This is a genomic window from Alteromonas marina, assembly GCF_000808575.1.
Taxonomy (GTDB): domain Bacteria; phylum Pseudomonadota; class Gammaproteobacteria; order Enterobacterales; family Alteromonadaceae; genus Alteromonas; species Alteromonas marina_A.
In genome coordinates this window covers 61,261-78,511 of the sequence record NZ_JWLW01000023.1, presented here as the reverse complement: position 1 = coordinate 78,511, position 17,251 = coordinate 61,261, and the positions used below count along the sequence as shown (strand labels likewise).

Annotated in this window: 12 protein-coding genes; 6 read left to right on the top strand and 6 right to left on the bottom strand. The window is 45.9% G+C overall.

All coding sequences use genetic code 11. The features are described 5' to 3' along the window. The first annotated feature begins 300 nt into the window (after positions 1 to 300). Positions 301 to 918 carry a trimeric intracellular cation channel family protein gene (locus tag RJ41_RS12630; protein WP_039221349.1) on the top strand — a complete coding sequence of 206 codons (618 nt, stop codon included), beginning with the start codon at positions 301 to 303 and terminating at the stop codon, positions 916 to 918. A 204-nt stretch (positions 919 to 1,122) separates the two neighbouring features. After that, entirely contained in the window at positions 1,123 to 2,637 is a 1,515-nt protein-coding gene (locus RJ41_RS12625) for a YifB family Mg chelatase-like AAA ATPase (RefSeq protein ID WP_039221346.1), read from the top strand. A gap of 20 nt (positions 2,638 to 2,657) precedes the next feature. On the opposite strand, the gene ilvY is transcribed toward RJ41_RS12625, so the two are convergent. Further along, entirely contained in the window at positions 2,658 to 3,530 is an 873-nt protein-coding gene (ilvY, locus tag RJ41_RS12620) for an HTH-type transcriptional activator IlvY (RefSeq protein ID WP_039221882.1), read from the bottom strand. A 157-nt stretch (positions 3,531 to 3,687) separates the two neighbouring features. Between ilvY and ilvC the strand changes: the two genes are divergently transcribed. After that, positions 3,688 to 5,166 carry a ketol-acid reductoisomerase gene (gene ilvC, locus RJ41_RS12615; RefSeq protein WP_039221344.1) on the top strand — a complete coding sequence of 493 codons (1,479 nt, stop codon included), beginning with the start codon at positions 3,688 to 3,690 and terminating at the stop codon, positions 5,164 to 5,166. Between the two features lie 148 nt (positions 5,167 to 5,314). Here ilvC and RJ41_RS12610 read toward each other — a convergent pair whose 3' ends face one another. Together RJ41_RS12610 and RJ41_RS12605 are read right to left on the bottom strand one after the other, a co-directional pair. Next, complete coding sequence (locus RJ41_RS12610) at positions 5,315 to 6,565, bottom strand: multidrug effflux MFS transporter (RefSeq protein WP_205622716.1); 1,251 nt, start codon at positions 6,563 to 6,565, stop codon at positions 5,315 to 5,317. 137 nt (positions 6,566 to 6,702) lie between these two features. Further along, positions 6,703 to 8,688, bottom strand: coding sequence for an alpha/beta hydrolase family protein (locus RJ41_RS12605; protein WP_039221341.1), 1,986 nt, complete (start codon positions 8,686 to 8,688; stop codon positions 6,703 to 6,705). Positions 8,689 to 8,964: 276 nt separating this feature from the next. Here RJ41_RS12605 and RJ41_RS12600 point away from each other — a divergent pair, with 276 nt between their 5' ends. Next, the gene (locus RJ41_RS12600; protein ID WP_039221337.1) at positions 8,965 to 10,803 is read left to right on the top strand and encodes an autotransporter assembly complex protein TamA; all 1,839 of its coding nucleotides are present in this window, start codon (positions 8,965 to 8,967) and stop codon (positions 10,801 to 10,803) included. Further along, positions 10,800 to 14,684 (top strand): translocation/assembly module TamB domain-containing protein, encoded by a 3,885-nt coding sequence (locus tag RJ41_RS12595; protein ID WP_039221334.1) that lies wholly within the window; start codon positions 10,800 to 10,802, stop codon positions 14,682 to 14,684. Before RJ41_RS12600 ends, RJ41_RS12595 begins: the two co-directional genes overlap by 4 nt. Before the next feature lie 42 nt (positions 14,685 to 14,726). Here the strand turns inward: RJ41_RS12595 and RJ41_RS12590 are convergent, their stop codons facing one another. Together RJ41_RS12590 and RJ41_RS12585 are read right to left on the bottom strand one after the other, a co-directional pair. Further along, positions 14,727 to 15,347, bottom strand: coding sequence for a hypothetical protein (locus RJ41_RS12590; protein ID WP_039221331.1), 621 nt, complete (start codon positions 15,345 to 15,347; stop codon positions 14,727 to 14,729). Continuing rightward, positions 15,340 to 15,846 carry an RNA polymerase sigma factor gene (locus RJ41_RS12585; protein ID WP_014980752.1) on the bottom strand — a complete coding sequence of 169 codons (507 nt, stop codon included), beginning with the start codon at positions 15,844 to 15,846 and terminating at the stop codon, positions 15,340 to 15,342. The genes RJ41_RS12590 and RJ41_RS12585 overlap by 8 nt, the downstream gene beginning before the upstream one ends. 210 nt (positions 15,847 to 16,056) lie before the next feature. Between RJ41_RS12585 and RJ41_RS12580 the strand changes: the two genes are divergently transcribed. Next, on the top strand, positions 16,057 to 16,332 hold the full coding sequence (locus tag RJ41_RS12580; protein WP_014951413.1) for a hypothetical protein: 276 nt from the start codon (positions 16,057 to 16,059) through the stop codon (positions 16,330 to 16,332). Positions 16,333 to 16,348: 16 nt separating this feature from the next. Here RJ41_RS12580 and RJ41_RS12575 read toward each other — a convergent pair whose 3' ends face one another. After that, on the bottom strand, positions 16,349 to 17,251 hold the full coding sequence (locus RJ41_RS12575) for a DMT family transporter (RefSeq protein WP_039221328.1): 903 nt from the start codon (positions 17,249 to 17,251) through the stop codon (positions 16,349 to 16,351).

The window sequence follows — 17,251 nt, the reverse complement described above, 5'->3', positions numbered from 1 at the left end:
GTCATACTGATGATGTATTAAATCATCTTAGGTCGTTCAAGCGAAGGGCGACAAAGCCTAACTGCTTACAGACCAGTAGCGCTTTGTTTTATATGATATCTTTGACTTATAATGCCGTATTCCTCTGGCATTACAAAAATGAAATGTTGTTCGTTCGGGGTTATGGCTTTACCCCTCCACGCAATGCGCGGCAGACCGCGAATTGGTATTGCGCAAAGAAATAGCATGAAACACACAGCGTGATCAAGTTTTTTGCGGCAGAAATAGCGAGTTCTTACTAGTAGTAAAAGGGTAAAAAGCATGTTCGATTGGTTTCACTGGTTAAACCTAGCAGGCGTTGCTGTATGTGCAATTTCCGGCACCCTTATGGCTTATCAAAAACGCATGGATGGATTTGGCGTGGTGGTCCTCGCCAGTGCTACCGCTATTGGCGGAGGAACACTTCGCGATGTGATGTTAGATGTCCCCGTGTTTTGGATCGCTGATACCGATTACTTATATACCACGCTCATTGCCGCTTTTATTCCCATTATTTGGCTACGAGTAAGTCCACGCTTCCCGTTTCACTATTTATTAATCGCCGATGCTTTTGGACTGGCGCTATTTAACGTGGTTGGCATAGAGAAAGCCCTAACCAACGACACAGGCATGGCAGTGGCGGTTGCCATGGGCACCATTACTGGTGTATTTGGCGGCTTGTTACGGGACGTTATTTGCCGAGAGGTACCTCTGGTACTCAACGGAGAACTGTATGCCATGACCTGTATTGCAGGGGGCGTGGTTTATGGAATAGGCATGCAAATGGAACTCGCTACACAGTGGTGTGGTATTGCGGCCCTTGTCACAACCGTATTGTTTAGGCTTGGTGCCATGCGCTGGCATTGGCAGCTGCCTGTATTCTATAACGACCATCATTAACGCCAAGCACCTGTTTTATGGGGAGGGCTGCCACAGGCCAAGCTTTTCGTGCGCTATCCGTAATTCCCACCGTTAGTACAGTTACATCTCCACTTCACTCTTACTAGAGTTTAAGCCTAGTGCGTCGGCTATTTGGCCGCGCCAATGCTTTAAGGTTTCATTAAGGCGAACAATAAGCGACTAGCAAGAGGGGGTGTTCACAATATGGGAATGGCTGTTGTTAAAACCTTTGCAGGGCAGGGCGTGTCTGCGCCAGAGGTAAGTGTAGAGATTCACCTAGCTAATGGTTTACCTGCTTTTCAACTGGTCGGCATGGCAGAAACCAGCGTTAAAGAAGCGCGAGAAAGAGTACGTAGCGCCCTGATAAACAGTGGTTTTGAGTTTCCCGCAAAACGAATAACCGTCAATTTAGCGCCGGCAGATATTCCCAAGTTTGGCGGGCGGTTCGACCTTCCCATCGCTGTAGGCATTTTAGCTGCGTCGGGCTACATATCAGACATTAGCTTGCTGAATATTGCCTTTGTAGGGGAGCTTGCATTAAACGGTGAAATAAAGCCGGTGAACGGGCTGATTCCTGTAGTCATGGCAGCAGCAAACGAAGATATTGCGCTCGTATACCCGGGTGATAATGACGTAGAGGCTGCATTGGTTTCTCACGCAACGCGCTATCCCGCTTTCGATTTACTGTCTGTTTATGAACACCTTACCGGCAACAAAAAACTTGCTAAAGGCCAACCTTTCACTTCTCATTCATCACGCAGCTCTTCAACTGGTTGGGACGATATTATCGGCCAAGAGCAAGCCAAACGAGCCCTGATCATCGCTGCAAGTGGTGCACATAATCTTTTGATGGTTGGCCCTCCGGGCACAGGCAAAAGTTTACTCGCTAGCCGAATGCTGTCGCTATTACCCGATATGAGCGAAGAAGAAGCGCTGGAAGTTGCTGCCATCTATTCGGTGAAAGGCGAAAAGCTGCATGCAGAGCGGTTTTTAACCCGCCACTTGCGTTCGCCCCACCATACTAGCTCTGCGGTGGCACTTACTGGCGGCGGCTCAAACCCTGTACCGGGTGAAATATCGCTGGCTCATAATGGCATTTTGTTTCTAGACGAACTCCCTGAATTTGGGCGAAAAGCACTGGATGTTTTACGCGAACCGCTAGAAACCGGCGATGTGCATTTATCTCGTGCTTCAGGAAGCGCAACATACCCCGCCAACTTTCAACTAGTTGCGGCGATGAACCCAAGCCCGACGGGTGATATTGATGATAACCGACTAACCCCGCAGCAACAGCTCAACTACTTGAACCGATTATCGGGCCCACTGCTTGATAGAATTGATATCCAAGTCGAAGTGCCTCGGCTACCTGACTACGACCTGCCAGAGCGTGCCAATAGCCCTAACGACTCGTTACACGCAACGCGAGAGCGAGTCATTGCAGCTCGTCACAAACAAGAGCTTCGGCAAGGCAAACCAAATGGTGCACTGCACGCGGGTGAGCTTGCCGATATATGCTTACTTGATGACGCTGATTTACAGTTTTTACAAGCCGCTGCTAAACAGCTTAATTTGTCTATGCGTGTGTTTCATCGCACATTAAAAGTAGCAAGAACTATTGCTGATATTGAAGAGGAAAACGCCGTATCGCGGGCACACATTGCTGAAGCATTAGGCTATCGCGCTCTCGATAACCTTATTAAACAGTTAAGCGCTAGCTGAGCACCAGCTATGCCTTAAACTTACCCACGCGTTTGCAAATTAAGCTGCATAAAGGCGTTAACAAGCGGTTCGTTTTGCTTGTCTTGAAGACAGCACAAACCAAGTGCGTAAGGCTCGATATCTTCAACAGGTATTTGGGTTACCGCATTGGCCATACTGGAGTGATCTAGTACCACTTTAGGCACAAAACCCACACCACATTCAAGTGCCACCATACTTACAATGGCTTCGTTTCCCCCTACATAGGCATATACGTTAGGGCGAATACCGTGTTCGGCAAACCAATGATAGGCGGTACGGCGGGTTGGGCCGGTTTCAGGCATGATCACCTGATGTTTGGTCCAGTCCAACTGGCTTAGTTGAGTAAGCCGCCACTCCTTTGGGGCAATAAGTACCAAAGGCACATTATCAAGCGCGGTGAAATGTAAATCTGTCGGCATATCAGGGGTGTAGATTGCAATAGATAAATCACACTGTTTCCCTTTCACTTTTTCGATGGCAAGGGCAGGGTCACCGGTTATTAGTCGTATATCAACTCCAGGGTGCTGCTGTCTAAATTGTCTTAGCATTGCAGGCAAATGACTTTGACTGGCGGTAACAGAGCAAAATACGCTGAGCTCCCCCTGTAGTGCGTCGTTGTCCTCTTTTAAATCTATTTTTAATTGCTGCCAATCTGCCAGCGCTTGCTTTGAAAAAGACAGCAGCTTGTGCCCACTGTGAGTTAGCGCCACTTTGCGGTTATCACGTTTAAACAACGTGCAGCCTAGCTCGTCCTCAAGGCGTTGAATAACCCGGCTTAACGTAGAAGGCGACACATACATGGCCTCGGCGGTAATGCCAAAATGTAGGCTGGTAGCTAGGTGATTAAAGAGCTGTAGACTACGAAAATCCATATACATTTCACTTTTTGCAATATTATCTTGCAAATATATCATTTTCCAAAACAAAAGAAATCTTTTAGTCTCAACACCAAGTCGTCATAGACGAGGTCTGTCAACGCCAAGGTCGGTGTTTGATATTGACAAAAATGAATGTTGTTCGGAAATTTTTATGGCTAATTATTTCAACACCCTGTCACTTCGCCAGCAGTTAGATCAGCTTGGCCGCTGCCGTTTCATGGCACGCGATGAATTCGCTGACGGTTGTCAGTTCTTAAAAGGCAAGAAAATTGTCATTGTAGGCTGCGGCGCGCAAGGTCTTAACCAAGGCCTGAATATGCGTGACTCAGGGTTAGATGTCTCTTATGCGCTGCGTCAAGCGGCCATTGATGAGCAACGCGACTCTTACAAACGCGCTTCAAGTAACGGATTTACTGTTGGTACATACCAACAACTTATTCCAGAAGCAGATGTGGTTTACAACCTAACACCTGATAAGCAGCACGCTAGCGTTGTAGAAGCCGTTATGCCGCTTATGAAAGAAGGTGCGACATTAGGTTACTCTCACGGTTTCAACATTGTTGAAGAAGGCCAGCAGATTCGTAGCGATATCACAGTCATTATGTGTGCGCCGAAAAGCCCGGGTTCTGAAGTACGTGAAGAATATAAGCGTGGCTTTGGTGTACCAACACTTATTGCTGTACACCCAGAAAACGACCCTGAAGGTAAAGGTTGGGATCAAGCCAAAGCACTTGCAAGTGCAACGGGCGGTGACCGCGCAGGTGTACTTGAGTCATCATTTGTGGCTGAAGTTAAATCTGACCTTATGGGCGAGCAAACCATTTTATGTGGTATGCAACAAGTTGCAGCAGTACTTGCGTTTGAAAAAATGGTTGATGACGGTATTGACCCAGGTTACGCAGGTGCACTTATTCAGTACGGCCTAGAAGCTATTACTGAAGCACTTAAGATTGGCGGTGTGACTAACATGATGGACCGTCTTTCAAACCCTGCGAAAGTGAAAGCGTTTGAGCTTTCTGAGCAGTTAACTGATTTACTTCGTCCGCTATTTGAAAAGCACCAAGACGACATCATCAGCGGTGAGTTCTCTCGCACCATGATGGAAGACTGGGCCAACGGCGATGCGAACCTACTTAAGTGGCGTGAAGAAACCGGTGAGACCGCGTTTGAAAACGCACCAGCTTACGAAGGCGAAATCAGCGAACAAGAATTCTTTGACCACGGCATCTTATTAGTTGCCATGATCAAGTGTGGTGTTGAAGTGGCGTTCGACGTAATGGTTGAAGCTGGAATTCTGCCTGAGTCTGCGTACTACGAATCACTGCATGAAACACCGCTAATTTCTAACACAATCGCACGTAAGCGTTTGTATGAAATGAACGTGGTTATTTCCGACACAGCAGAATACGGAAACTATTTGTTTGCCAACGCAGCAATTCCGATTTTGCGTGAGAAATTTATGCCTACCATTGATACCAGCGTTATCGGTAAGGGTTTAGCAGCTACTTCTAATCAAGTAGAGAACAAACGCCTTGTTGAAATTAACGAAGCCATCCGCTCACACGGTGTGGAATCAGTAGGTAAGACCTTACGTGGCTACATGACTGACATGAAAGCTATCATAGGTTAAGACAGTTTCTGTCGTTAGGTGCTTAACTAAGCCCTCTTGCCCGACCATTTTGGTCGGGCTTTTTTATGCCTGCAATTCAGTAAGTCACATCTCTCTTTACACCGAGCTGCTTCTAACCCGAAGCGGTTACTGACAAATGCTTACCTAGTTAAGAAACAACCACTTCCCGAACGCGTTCAGCGAAGCGAACTGACACATAAGCCAGTGCAAAAAAGATAAGAAAACCCCAACCTATTGGCATCAAGTTCCCATTTAAAAAACTATCGACAATAAGCGCAACGGGCACTGAAAATAAGCTTGAAAAGCAGCCAATAATTGCAGCACCTAAGCCTGCCATATCGCCAAGAGGCTGCATTGCCATAGCGTTTAAGTTACCAAACAGTATGCCCACGAAGAAAAAGCCAACAAACATAACGGCCACAGTCGGAATTAATGGCGGCAGACCATCGTAAGCAAATAACAGTGCCAAATACACCACCGCAAAACAATTTACTCCTTTAAGCGCAAATCGGCAGAGCTTGCGCATGCCGAAGCGCATTACCATTTTCCCGTTAAAGTAAGAGGCAAGACCGATAGAAAAGGCAAGGGTAGCGAAGATATAGGGAAACCATTCACCTACATTGTAAAACACAGTAAAGATGGTTTGTGACGCGCTTAAATATGCCAAAAACGCCCCAAAAATACAGCCCATCGCAAAGGTGTAACCCATCACTTCGGGGTGGGTCAGGATAAATTTTGAGGATTTAAAAAAATGTGCGCGCGAGAATTTTCTGCGCTTCGCCCGAGGCAAGGTTTCTCCCTGGCGAGAGAAAAACCAGATTCCAGCCATAGTAGCCACTATGAGGAACATAGTGAAAATATGAAACCATGACGTCAATTCCATCACCGTTTGTCCGATAATGGGGGCCAACATGGGCACCAATATAAACACCATCATGATGAACGACATGACTTTTGCCATGGCATCACCCACGTATAAATCACGAATAATGGCCATGGAGGCTATGCGAGGACCAGAAACTCCAAACGCTTGAATAACCCGCCCCACCAGCATGGTCTCTAGGTTGGTAGCCAGCATGCACACAAAGGTACCAAGAGCAAAAATACACAGCCCCACAAGAATAGTTAAACGACGACCACGGCTGTCTGAAAACGGACCAAAGAACATTTGCCCAAACGCCATTCCTAAAAAGAACACGGTTACAATCAAATGGGTTTGGTGGGCCTCCTCTACATTTAGAGCTTCACCAATTTGAATAAGCGCGGGCAACATAGCATCTATACTGAGTGCCACCAGCGATGTCATGGTCGCCATCAACGCAACAAATTCAACAAGGCCAAGGGCAGGCTTTTGCATAACTGCAGTATCATCAGATACGCCATTAGATGTTTGGGGCATAAAGTCTCGAATATGAAATAAAGTGGGGAAATTAAAAAGGCGCGAATATTCGCACCTTGTATAGTATACCTGAAATTTGGTTAAAAAGCCGTCAGCTCACACGCGTTTGTCGTAAATACTGACATGTTTAACGGGAGCTATTCGGTTGTAAGGTCTGCTGCCATCGTCTCGCCGCTTTTGGCTGGTTTCAAATGCGCATCCAAAAATGCATCCATTTCTTTAAAAAACAAATGTCGATTACGCTGAATAGAAAGGTGGTGATCGCCACTTTCAAGCTCTACATACTTAAAGACTTTATCGAGGTCTTCTAATTCATCAGCCATGTAACGACTGTGAAGAGGCGGAACAATACGGTCTTCTTCGCCATGTACAAGTAAAATAGGTGTCTTGATACTTTCCGCATTGTAATAAGGTGAACGCGCTTCTAAATCATCGTAGTCATCCCCAATCTGATTTTTAACGAATTCATTGTTCAGGAAACGGCGAGAATGAATGACGACGTGTTTAAGTGAACTTACGCCGGCAAAACTCACAGCGCATTTAAATAAATCAGGGGTTTTAACCGTTGCCATTAAAGCTGCATATCCACCGTAGCTTGCGCCAACAATGCACATATTATCTTGTTCCGCATAACCTTGTTTAACCATCCAGCCTGCCGCGTCCGTGATGTCGTCTTGCATAGCTAAGCCCCAGCCTTTCATTTGGCTTTGGGCGAAGCTGTACCCATAACCTCTAGAGCCTCTAAAGTTTGGACGTAAAACTGCATAGCCCTTCGAGGTGAAGTATGCTGTCCAGTAATCGAAACCACTGAAATCGCGAGCCCCCGGGCCTCCGTGGGGGTGAATGATAGTTGGGAAAGGTCCGTCACCCTTTGGTAGAGTTAAATACGCTTCAATCTTGATCCCATCTCGAGCTTCGTACTCAATCAATTGATGCTCGGATAATTGCGTCGAGTCTATTTGGCTGTATTGCTGAAATAGCACATCGAGCGTACCTTCTTTGCGATTTCCTAATAAATAAACGCCAGGTAGGATGTCAGATTCAGAGTAAACAATATAGGTCTGTTCATCGTCACTGAAACTGACTAGCGTATTATCATAATCAGGAAGTCCTATATCGATACCATTTTGTAAGGCAACATAGCGTTCATCCCAATAAAAACGGCCGTCATGTCGCACCCCTATCGCATCTCGCGTGACCGGTGAGTAGATAAGGCTACCGTTTACGTCGTAGCCTTCATCAGCATAAACTTCAATGCGCTCGTTGGTTTTTAGGTTCAAGGTATACAGCGCGCGGTAGTCGCCTTTGTAGGCCTTGAAGTATAAAATATTAGGGTCTTTTGCAAAGCCGACAGGGTACTCTCCCTTCTCCGTCATGGCGTTATAGGCAAACAAGGTTCGCCAGTCGTCACCTTCTTTTAAGAACACCTCGCGTTCGCCAGTATCATAGTTAAGAGAAATACCGATACGTACGTTACTCTGTTGATCCGTAAGCCAGTCTCTAATACGTTTTTTACCACGCACGACTCGGCTTACTCCACCAGTGTTTACATTAACTTTATATACCGAAGGTAAGCCTAACACCTCGGCATCTAATGCTATTAAAATATGCTCGGGATCATCGGGTAGCCAATCAATGACATCATCGTGGAATTGAGGAATGTGGCTAGGGTTACCGGCTCTGCGTTTAATTCTCTCCCATTCAACCATGTTAAATGCGCCGCCCTCTCCATCAAATTTCACACTTAGCAAGCGCGTGTCGTGCACTTTGGTCGTACCACGCCGCGTCTCGTAACGAGCACTGACTACCAAGCGCTCGTTGTTTACCCAGTGGTACCAATTAATCTTTACGCGTTCATTATCAGAGCGCAGCAGGTAATGCTTTTCCCCCTTTTTTAAGTCGTAAGTTGCGAGCATGGCAAATGCTTCTTCTTGCTCAACGTTTTGAACAAAAGCGATTTTCGTTCCATCGGGTGACAATGACGGTGTCCAATAGGTTGGCAGCGAACTAAACGCTTCGTAGGTACTTTTTTCTGTCGCAGGCGCTGCACTCAAATACGTTGAAATAGTAAGCAGCAATATGGCAATAAGTGAAGCTGGTGAGAAAGCCTTGAAATAAGACATAACATTCCCTTGTAAATTTTTATTGTTGGCGGAACTTTAGCTAACGGGTAAACCTCAAAGCGATGCAAGCTAGAGTATACAAACTCAGGCCATAATGTACAAAAACAAACCTACCGAGGCTTAAAGTATCAACATTAGCGCAATTATTTGATCTCTCGTCGTAGTTTGCGAATACAAACTGTATATGTGGTACTATTAACCATAGATAGAACATGGATTTTACCCTCTAGTGGTAAGCTTCTAAGCCCAGCGTTACCTTAAGGATTTAGCCTTTTCATGCCTTCAACTTGGAGCAGGCTTGCCAGTTTGCAAGACCTATTTTTCCGACAATTTATGCTCAGAAAATCCCAAGCAACGTCTTTACTGACTAAAGCTGCATGCTGCACGCTGTTGTGGTTACTGTGCATGGCATCGTTTGCTCAAGAGTCAATCACTTACGACATCAAAGGCGTAGACGACTCAAAGCTTCGTAATAATATTCGTCTGCATTTAAATGGGCTTGATGTAGAAAAGGCGCTATTGACGGACCCCTATTGGCAAGACGAAGTTGCAGAAGCGGTGGCAACAGCAGTACAGCCTTATGGCTTTTACAACAGTGAGACAAACGTACGCATACTAGAAGGTGACAAGGTCGCCGTAGATGTTGCGTTAAATGCGCCGCTCACGATAAATAAAGTGACCCGTGAAATTATTGGTGCAGGGCGTGAAGACAAAGCCTTTAGAGAGCGATTTAATTCGTTACAACTTAAAGAAGGCGATGTACTCAACCAAACCATTTATGAATCGTTTAAATCTTCTATGTTCAACTATGCGCTATCCAACGGCTATTTTGACTATTTCTGGCAGGCAACTCGCTTGGATTTGGTTCGCGACGAAAAACAAGCGAACGTGCTTTTAATTGCACAAAGCGGGCCTCAATATCAATTTGGCGAGTTAAAGTTTGTAGGGGATGACAAGGCTAAGGACATTATTGAACGATTAAAGCCTTTCAAAGCGGGCGATGCCTACTCGTCTGCATTACTTGGTGATTTCAACCGCAGATTGAATCAATCTGGGTATTTTACTAGGGTTATTGCCCGCCCCGTTGTCAGTGAAGCTGAAGGCTTACTTGTGCCAGTAGAAGTATCATTACTTCATAGACCCACAGATGCGTTTAACGTATCAATGGGTGCCGCCACTGATACAGGACCAAGGGTTCGCTTGGGATGGGAGCGTCCTTGGGTAAACGATAAAGGGCATTCGGTCTCATCTGATATCTTCATTTCTGAACCCGAACAATCGGTTACCGCCGACTACCGCATTCCTATGAAAAACATAACCCGAGATTACGCCAGCATCGAGGCGGGTTACCAATTTATAGAGTACAACAACACTTCCTTTGAGAGTGAAACCTTATCTTTGTCTGCACATCGTTATTGGCAACAGGATGGATCGCCTTGGCAACAGGATTATTCACTCACTTACCTTAGAGAGACTTACGACCAGGGTGAGCTTGAAGCTAATACCACATCGCTCGTATTACCAGGCTACTCACTAACCTATAGCAAAAAAGACAGTGAGTTGAATATAAGTAACGGCAACTATTTTCAAGTGCTAGCGCAATACGGGAAAGAAGGTTTAGGCTCAGACATCGACTATATCAAAACGGTAGTTGAGGCTATGTTCATTCGTACATATAACAATAAACACAGAATAACTCTACGCGGGGAACTAGGCGCCATTAAAACAAATTCCTTTGATGATGTACCCGCATCACTGCGGTTTTACGCCGGTGGAGATCAAAGCGTTAGAGGGTTTAGCTTTCGTGACTTATCACCCAAAGCAGAGCTCATCAACCCAGAGACTGGTAAGTTATACGTTGAGTCTATTGGTGGTAAATACTTGGCCACATCAAGCGTTGAATACGCATACTCGATTGCTGATAACTGGCGAATAGCTGCGTTCTTAGACGCTGGCAAAGCTGCCGATGATATCAGTGACTCCCTCGCTTATGGTATAGGACCAGGGGTTCACTGGCTGTCGCCCATAGGTGCAGTTAGAGTTTATCTAGCCAGAGGACTATCTAAAGAAGAGAATGATTGGCGTGTTCACATCATCTTGGGGCCTGAGCTATGAGAAAACGTACGCTTTCGGCTATTTTGCTGTCACCTATTTTTATACTGGTGGGCATATATGCAGTATTAATCAGCCCGCTAGGGGGCCCTACCGTCAAGTTAATCGCCAACACATTTGTTGATAATCTTTCTATTGATGCCATTGAAGGCGGGTTCGCTGACACCTTAGAAGTGCATAATGTTGCATGGGAAAACCCGCAATGGAAGGTAACTGCACAATATGCCTATATTGATGTAACGTGGCGTTGTTTGTTTGAGCCCAGAGTATGTGTCAATGAAGTCACGCTGGAAAACGCTACGCTTACACAGCGCTCAAACGCGCCTGACTCTTCCGATGATGCACCTTCAGGTGGCCAGATTGAATTACCGCTGCCTATTGATGTTGGGTATTTAGCGCTAACGAATATCAAACTTGCTCTAATTACGACAACAGTAGAAATTGATGAACTAGAGCTGACCGATTTTGAAGGAAATAGCGCCCTTGTACTCGACAGCATAGCCGCGAAAGGTGTTCGCATTGCTCTGCTAAACCAAGATGAAGCTGCCAGCTCTTCACCGGCAGCCATGACCAATGCACCGGACACTAATAGTGAGCAGCCTGCTCAAAAACCTGCTTTAAAAAAAGAACAGGCTCCAAGTACTGATAGCGCTTTGCCTACGTCATACTCACTAAGCTACGACGTCCCCGTACTACCAAATATAGCTACGCCTATTCCTTTGTCTCTTGGTACTTTTTTAGTAGAAGATCTACACATAATTCAAGGGGAGAGCAAACAACACATTTCACTCATCTCGCTGTTAGAGGCTCACTTTAAGGGCAGCGATGTCGCTATTGAAGAAATGACCGTTGTACATGAACAAGGTGAGGTGAAAGGAAAAGCGAGCGCAACACTTGACGGAAACTTCCCATTAAATGTGGCTATTAACGCGAAAACGAAGCTTGGCGACACACCACAAGAACTGAGTGTAGCGGCCGCAGGTGCGTTGGACGATTTAACGCTGTCAGTTGTAGCCAGAGGCGCGGTTACCGCAAACGCTAACCTAATGGCCAACATTCTAGACAGTAACCTTCCCATAGAATTCACTGCGAACTGGCAAGAACAAGCCATACCGACACTTGAAAACACTACGCTCAAAGAAGGACAGTTAACGCTTTCCGGCACCATGGGTGATTACGTACTAAAAGGAGCGGGAGCCGTTACATTACCAGACATTGGCAATGTACCGGTATCACTTGATGTGGTACTGAAAAAGAACAATATTTTCGTTAATAAAGCTAACATAAACGCATTGGAAGGGAGCTTAACCAACACAGGTACCCTTTATCTAAATGAGAGTATTGCGTGGGAAGGTAAGACAACGCTCAAGAATGTATCAGGGCGACAGTTCAGCATTTATGCGCCTGAAAAAATTAGCGGAGAAATAGACAGTATATTGCAATACTCTGAGCGCGGCGGATTACACATGAGCCTTAGAGATATGACGGTATCAGGCGTGCTTCAAAGCAAACCACTGCAAGTAAAAGGGAATGCAGTTTATGCCGGCCCCAGTGATTTATTTGTAACTAATATTAATGTTACGCAAGAAAATGAGCAGGAAAGAAATACTATCCGCGCCGTCGCTCAAGTGCTCAATAAACGTCACTTAAATGCTGATATTGCAATCAGCGTTAATGCTATTTCAAGCCTATACCCAGAAATAACCGGCGGGATAAATGGCAAGATAAATGCCACCGGCCCCTGGCAGAACCCGAGCGCAAACGGAACCCTAGCTCTCACTGATATTGCCATTTCGCCTAATCTAAACGCTGCCGCAGCCCAGCAAGGGCCGTTAAATGGCGAAATTGCAATCAATGGAACCTATCGCGATCACACAGCAAAACTTGACTTGGCATTGCCCGACAACAAGATTGCGCTTTCGCTCAAAGGCGCGTGGACCAATAACCATTGGATTGGTGAAATCAGCGATACCGCATTAAAACTCGCTAATATGCAATGGACACTATCAAGCCCTTTTAGCGTAGATATTGGCACCACACCGGTAACAGCCAAAATAGGCCAACACTGCTGGTCCTCTAGAAAAGAAGGGGAGCTGTGTATTGCAAATGTGAATTATCAGGAAGATAAAGCCAGTTGGGACATAAGCGCTACCTCACTACCGATTGGGTTATGGGCAAATGAATTAGCGCCCACCCTTGTTTCAAGCCCTTCGCAAGCAACGCTTACGGTAAAAACAAAGGGCAATTATTCACCCAAGGATCCTATAGATGCGACGTTTACGGCGTCGATGAGCGCTGCCCCGTGGCAATTAGGTGAAACACGCCCCCTTACACTTACTATTAATTCCATAGAAACCAACGGAAAAATCAAGCAAGGCCAACTAACGTCGACATCCTTAATCTCTAGTCAAGACATTGGCGATGCTACGCTTTCTTTAAATACCCGACCGTTTGATGAGCGCATACCGCTAGAGGGCAAGTTAGTGATGGAAGGGCTTAACGTTGCGCCTTTTAAACCGCTTTCCCCAGCTATCAGAACCCTGACCGGAAAGCTTAATGGAGATATTAGGCTAAGTGGTTATGTTGACGACCCGGCGCTTAATGGTGAATTAGCTATTTCAAATGGCGCTATTGATATACAAGATACCCCCGTGACATTGGCAGATTGGAATCAAAAAGTGGTACTTGATGGCCAGACCGCAGCACTAGACGGTGCGTTTGTGCTAGGTGGGGGTAAAGGAGCGCTTAAGGGCAATATAGACTGGTCATCTGATCCAAGCGCGACATTCAATTTAAAAGGGAATGGTTTCGAAATTCGTCAACCAAATATCAGGCTAAAGGTATCTCCGAATATTGATATTGCTGCCACAAAAGAAAAGGTTGATGTTACCGGCGAAGTGAATATACCGTGGGCACGAATTGAAATAGAGTCGCTCCCCGAAAGCGCTGTTTCTCCTTCAAAAGACGTGCACCTGCGAGGCGAACCCGATAGAGAAGATCCGCTAGATATCGTTCACGCATCGGTGCTAGTTAATATAGATAAAAACAAAACCGAAGAAGTGAAGCTTGAGGCGTTTGGACTGACCGCAAGCTTATATGGCGGAATTCGCGTGAACACCCAGCCAGCGCTTGTGGGTTACGGTGATCTTCAAATATTGAACGGACGCTACAGTGCTTACGGGCAACAGTTAATTATTCAAACCGGTGAGGTTCAGTTCAACGGCCCCATCGACCAGCCATTGTTACTGGTTGAAGCCATCCGCGACCCGGCTAAAACCGATGACGACGTAATTGCGGGAATTCGCATTGACGGGGCTGCCGATTCGCCAAGTATCAACCTGTTCTCTGAGCCTGCAATGGATCAACAGGGCGTATTGTCATATCTACTCACAGGTTCTGGACCGAACTCGGGCACACAAGATCCAAACTATGCTGCGCTGCTGGTAGGTTTTGGTTTATCCAACACCAAAACCCTGACAGGACAAGTGGGAAGCGCGCTAGGTATTGATGATTTTAGTTTAAGCACTAACGAAGACTTACTGTCGGTAAGAGGGCAGATTAACGAGCGATTATCTGTGGAATACAACGTGGACGTTGGTCTAAGTAACAACGACGCCAATAGCACGCTAAGACGCAGACAACTACCGCCTGACTTGGCGGTAAAATATCAGCTTCTACCTAGTTTGTATTTAGAAGCCATTCAAACCACGCTAGAAGACCAGTCAGAGTTTGCGTTAGACCTTTATTATGAGTTTTTCTTAGGCGATAACAGAACCCGTAAAGATAGTGATGAAGACGACAGTGAAGCTGAAGAGTCCGATGAAAGTGCAGAGCAAGCGATGAAAGATATCGTGAGCACTCCGAGCACAAGTAATAAGAATTAAGCGCTCAAAGTTAAAACATCGTACTTTTGCACTCATGCGCCCTTATCGCTGCTGCGCCATCTTCTCAAGCGTTTCGAGTTGACGCTCAAAACGCTTTTGTCTTTTGCTAGCCCACACATACCACACTAGCATCACAGTGCTCATGGAAGTCATAACTATAGCCATCTTCATAATTTTCTCTGGGGTAAGCTCCCCATAAAAATAGCGCTCCACCAGAAAGCCATATCCAAATAACACTGCAGTCCATGTCGAGTGTTTAGTGATTACAGCAATCTTCACGTTATTCTTAATTTGCTTTATTAGCTGCGTTAGGTGGTCAGCGGTTTGAGTGTCTTTTGAAAATGCAGCCACTCTTCTTAACCACAGCTGATAAACAAGGAGGGGAAGAGCCGTGACCAGCATAAAAACATACATCGCGTGGGCGATAAAAGTGAACTTTTCCCAAGTAACAACGAGCAAGTAGATCGCTGGGATAAATGCTAAGGAGTCAAACACCATATACCAACGCTGCTTTGTTCGTTCACTGCTTAGGCTGGCTTTTACTTCCGAGAGGTTGATAGCCGTAACTGGCTGAGCTTGCCATAGCGCAGAAAGGCCATCATTTGGCTCATCGCCTACTGATACCGGCGGGTTCATTTGATTCTCTTTATCTGAATTATGCATGTGGTTGCTCCTGCATGATACTTTGCTTGGCGCGCTTTAATATCACACCAACATGATTTTTAGTCAGACCACAGACATCTGCAATTTCATCGTAACTTAAGCCTTCAAGTGAAAGCGTTAGCACTTGTCTTGACTGCAATGGAAGTGCCCGTACCGCGCGCAACAAGCGCTCTAGAGACTGGTGTTGACTAGACATTTCCTCTGGTGAGTGGGTAGTACTCGCGAACCCGTCAGAGCCCAAATCATCGTGGTCATATTGATGGGTATCGAGACGCTTAACTTGATTTGCTACGTGAGTAACTGCGCGGTTGTGAGCTATCTTCAAAATATAGGTTTTCACGCTGCTATCGCCTTTAAAGCGAGACAGCCCCTGCCAGACGGCAATAGCAATTTCTTGCAATAATTCTTGCTGCATCGCTTCGTTTGCTTCATAGCTGTTGGCTACACGGCTCAGTATTGCCCCGTATTGCGCAAAAACATCTTCAAAACCCTGCCCCAACGTCACATCCCTAATCACAAAAACTGTTGTTATTTTATTGTGTTACTTCTATCAGTCTGCCCCCACGAATTTTTATTACAAACTTTTTTCGTCAATGCTGTAATTTTTTCAAGCAGTAAACGACTAGTTAAAACAGTGAGTGCAGTAACGTGCGTTTAGGGCATTTTCCCTAAAAGCCTTCAACCTTGAAATTTGGATTAGGAAAAAATTATGTCTACGTTAAGTATAGTTTTGTTAATTGGCAGCCTGACGTCGCTTGTGCTTTTGGCAAGCTACTTAGACGCAAAATTTCAGTGGCGACTAAACGACTGGATGAACGGCGAGTGCAGTAACCCGTTCGTTAAAAGCGTGACCGACAAACAGCAGCAGCGTTTAGAGGAAAAAGATGCGCAGATTGAAGCTTTGATGGCGCGGATCGAAACCCTTGAAACCATTGTTACCGAGCCTGCTTACGAACTGAATAAGAAAATCAACGCGCTCAAATAAACGGTTTTACCAGCTCCTAGCTCGACACCGGTGGGCGATGCATAAAGCGGGGAACTTTTCCCATTGCAATGGCGTTGCCTACCAGCACAATGACCACCCCAACCACAGATAAAACGCTCCAGGTATAGCCTTCGAAAAAGGTAGAAATAACCAGTGCCACCATGGGGTATACCAAGACCACGTACGCAGCCTTGTCAGCGCCCATTTGCTTTAACAGTTTCATATACGCGCCAAACGCAAACACAGAGCCAAAGATAGCCAGATAAAGCAGCGACAGATAGAACTCGATATGGGTAGGAATGACCAACTTACCCGGCATTGCCAATGAGGTGATGAAAAGCAGCACCATGGCATAGCTCATGGCATAGAAGTTCATTTGGATAACAGGCGTACCCGAGGTCAAAATACGCTCGGAGATAACGTTACCTGTTGAGGCGCAGAAAAAGCTGACAAACGCTATGGCGAGGCCGGTAGCAAGCGCCGCATCCATGGAAACTTTGGAAAACTCAGGCACAAACAAACACACTATACCCAGTAAACCAAATGTCGCACCTATAACCACTTCTTTTCTTATAGGCTCTTTAAGCCACCATCGCCGAAGCACAACATTAATGTATATAATGCAAGAACTCATAAGGGCTAACAGCGCGCTAATTATGTGCGCTTGTGCCATATACAGCAGCGTGTAATTTAAGCTGTATAAAAAGAGACCGACTGCGGCCATTTTCACATGAACATGTACCGGTAGCTTAAGCGGCAAACGCCTAATAACACAGTAAATCCCTAAACAGGCCGACGCCAACAAATAACGCAGCGCAATGGCAAACGTTTCAGAGGTATGCCCTATTTGATAAGTGATGGCTATCCAGGTTGAGCCCCAAATCAGGCAGCACAGAGCAAATAAGGATGCGTTATTCAT

What these genes read in the sequence shown, in the direction of transcription:
- RJ41_RS12630 (WP_039221349.1), top strand. Translation starts at nt 301, where the DNA reads ATGTTCGATTGGTTTCACTGGTTAAACCTAGCAGGCGTTGCTGTATGT.
- RJ41_RS12625 (WP_039221346.1), top strand. Translation starts at nt 1,123, where the DNA reads ATGGGAATGGCTGTTGTTAAAACCTTTGCAGGGCAGGGCGTGTCTGCG.
- ilvY (WP_039221882.1), bottom strand. Translation starts at nt 3,530, where the DNA reads ATGGATTTTCGTAGTCTACAGCTCTTTAATCACCTAGCTACCAGCCTA.
- ilvC (WP_039221344.1), top strand. Translation starts at nt 3,688, where the DNA reads ATGGCTAATTATTTCAACACCCTGTCACTTCGCCAGCAGTTAGATCAG.
- RJ41_RS12610 (WP_205622716.1), bottom strand. Translation starts at nt 6,565, where the DNA reads ATGCCCCAAACATCTAATGGCGTATCTGATGATACTGCAGTTATGCAA.
- RJ41_RS12605 (WP_039221341.1), bottom strand. Translation starts at nt 8,688, where the DNA reads ATGTCTTATTTCAAGGCTTTCTCACCAGCTTCACTTATTGCCATATTG.
- RJ41_RS12600 (WP_039221337.1), top strand. Translation starts at nt 8,965, where the DNA reads ATGCCTTCAACTTGGAGCAGGCTTGCCAGTTTGCAAGACCTATTTTTC.
- RJ41_RS12595 (WP_039221334.1), top strand. Translation starts at nt 10,800, where the DNA reads ATGAGAAAACGTACGCTTTCGGCTATTTTGCTGTCACCTATTTTTATA.
- RJ41_RS12590 (WP_039221331.1), bottom strand. Translation starts at nt 15,347, where the DNA reads ATGCATAATTCAGATAAAGAGAATCAAATGAACCCGCCGGTATCAGTA.
- RJ41_RS12580 (WP_014951413.1), top strand. Translation starts at nt 16,057, where the DNA reads ATGTCTACGTTAAGTATAGTTTTGTTAATTGGCAGCCTGACGTCGCTT.
- RJ41_RS12575 (WP_039221328.1), bottom strand. Translation starts at nt 17,251, where the DNA reads ATGAATAACGCATCCTTATTTGCTCTGTGCTGCCTGATTTGGGGCTCA.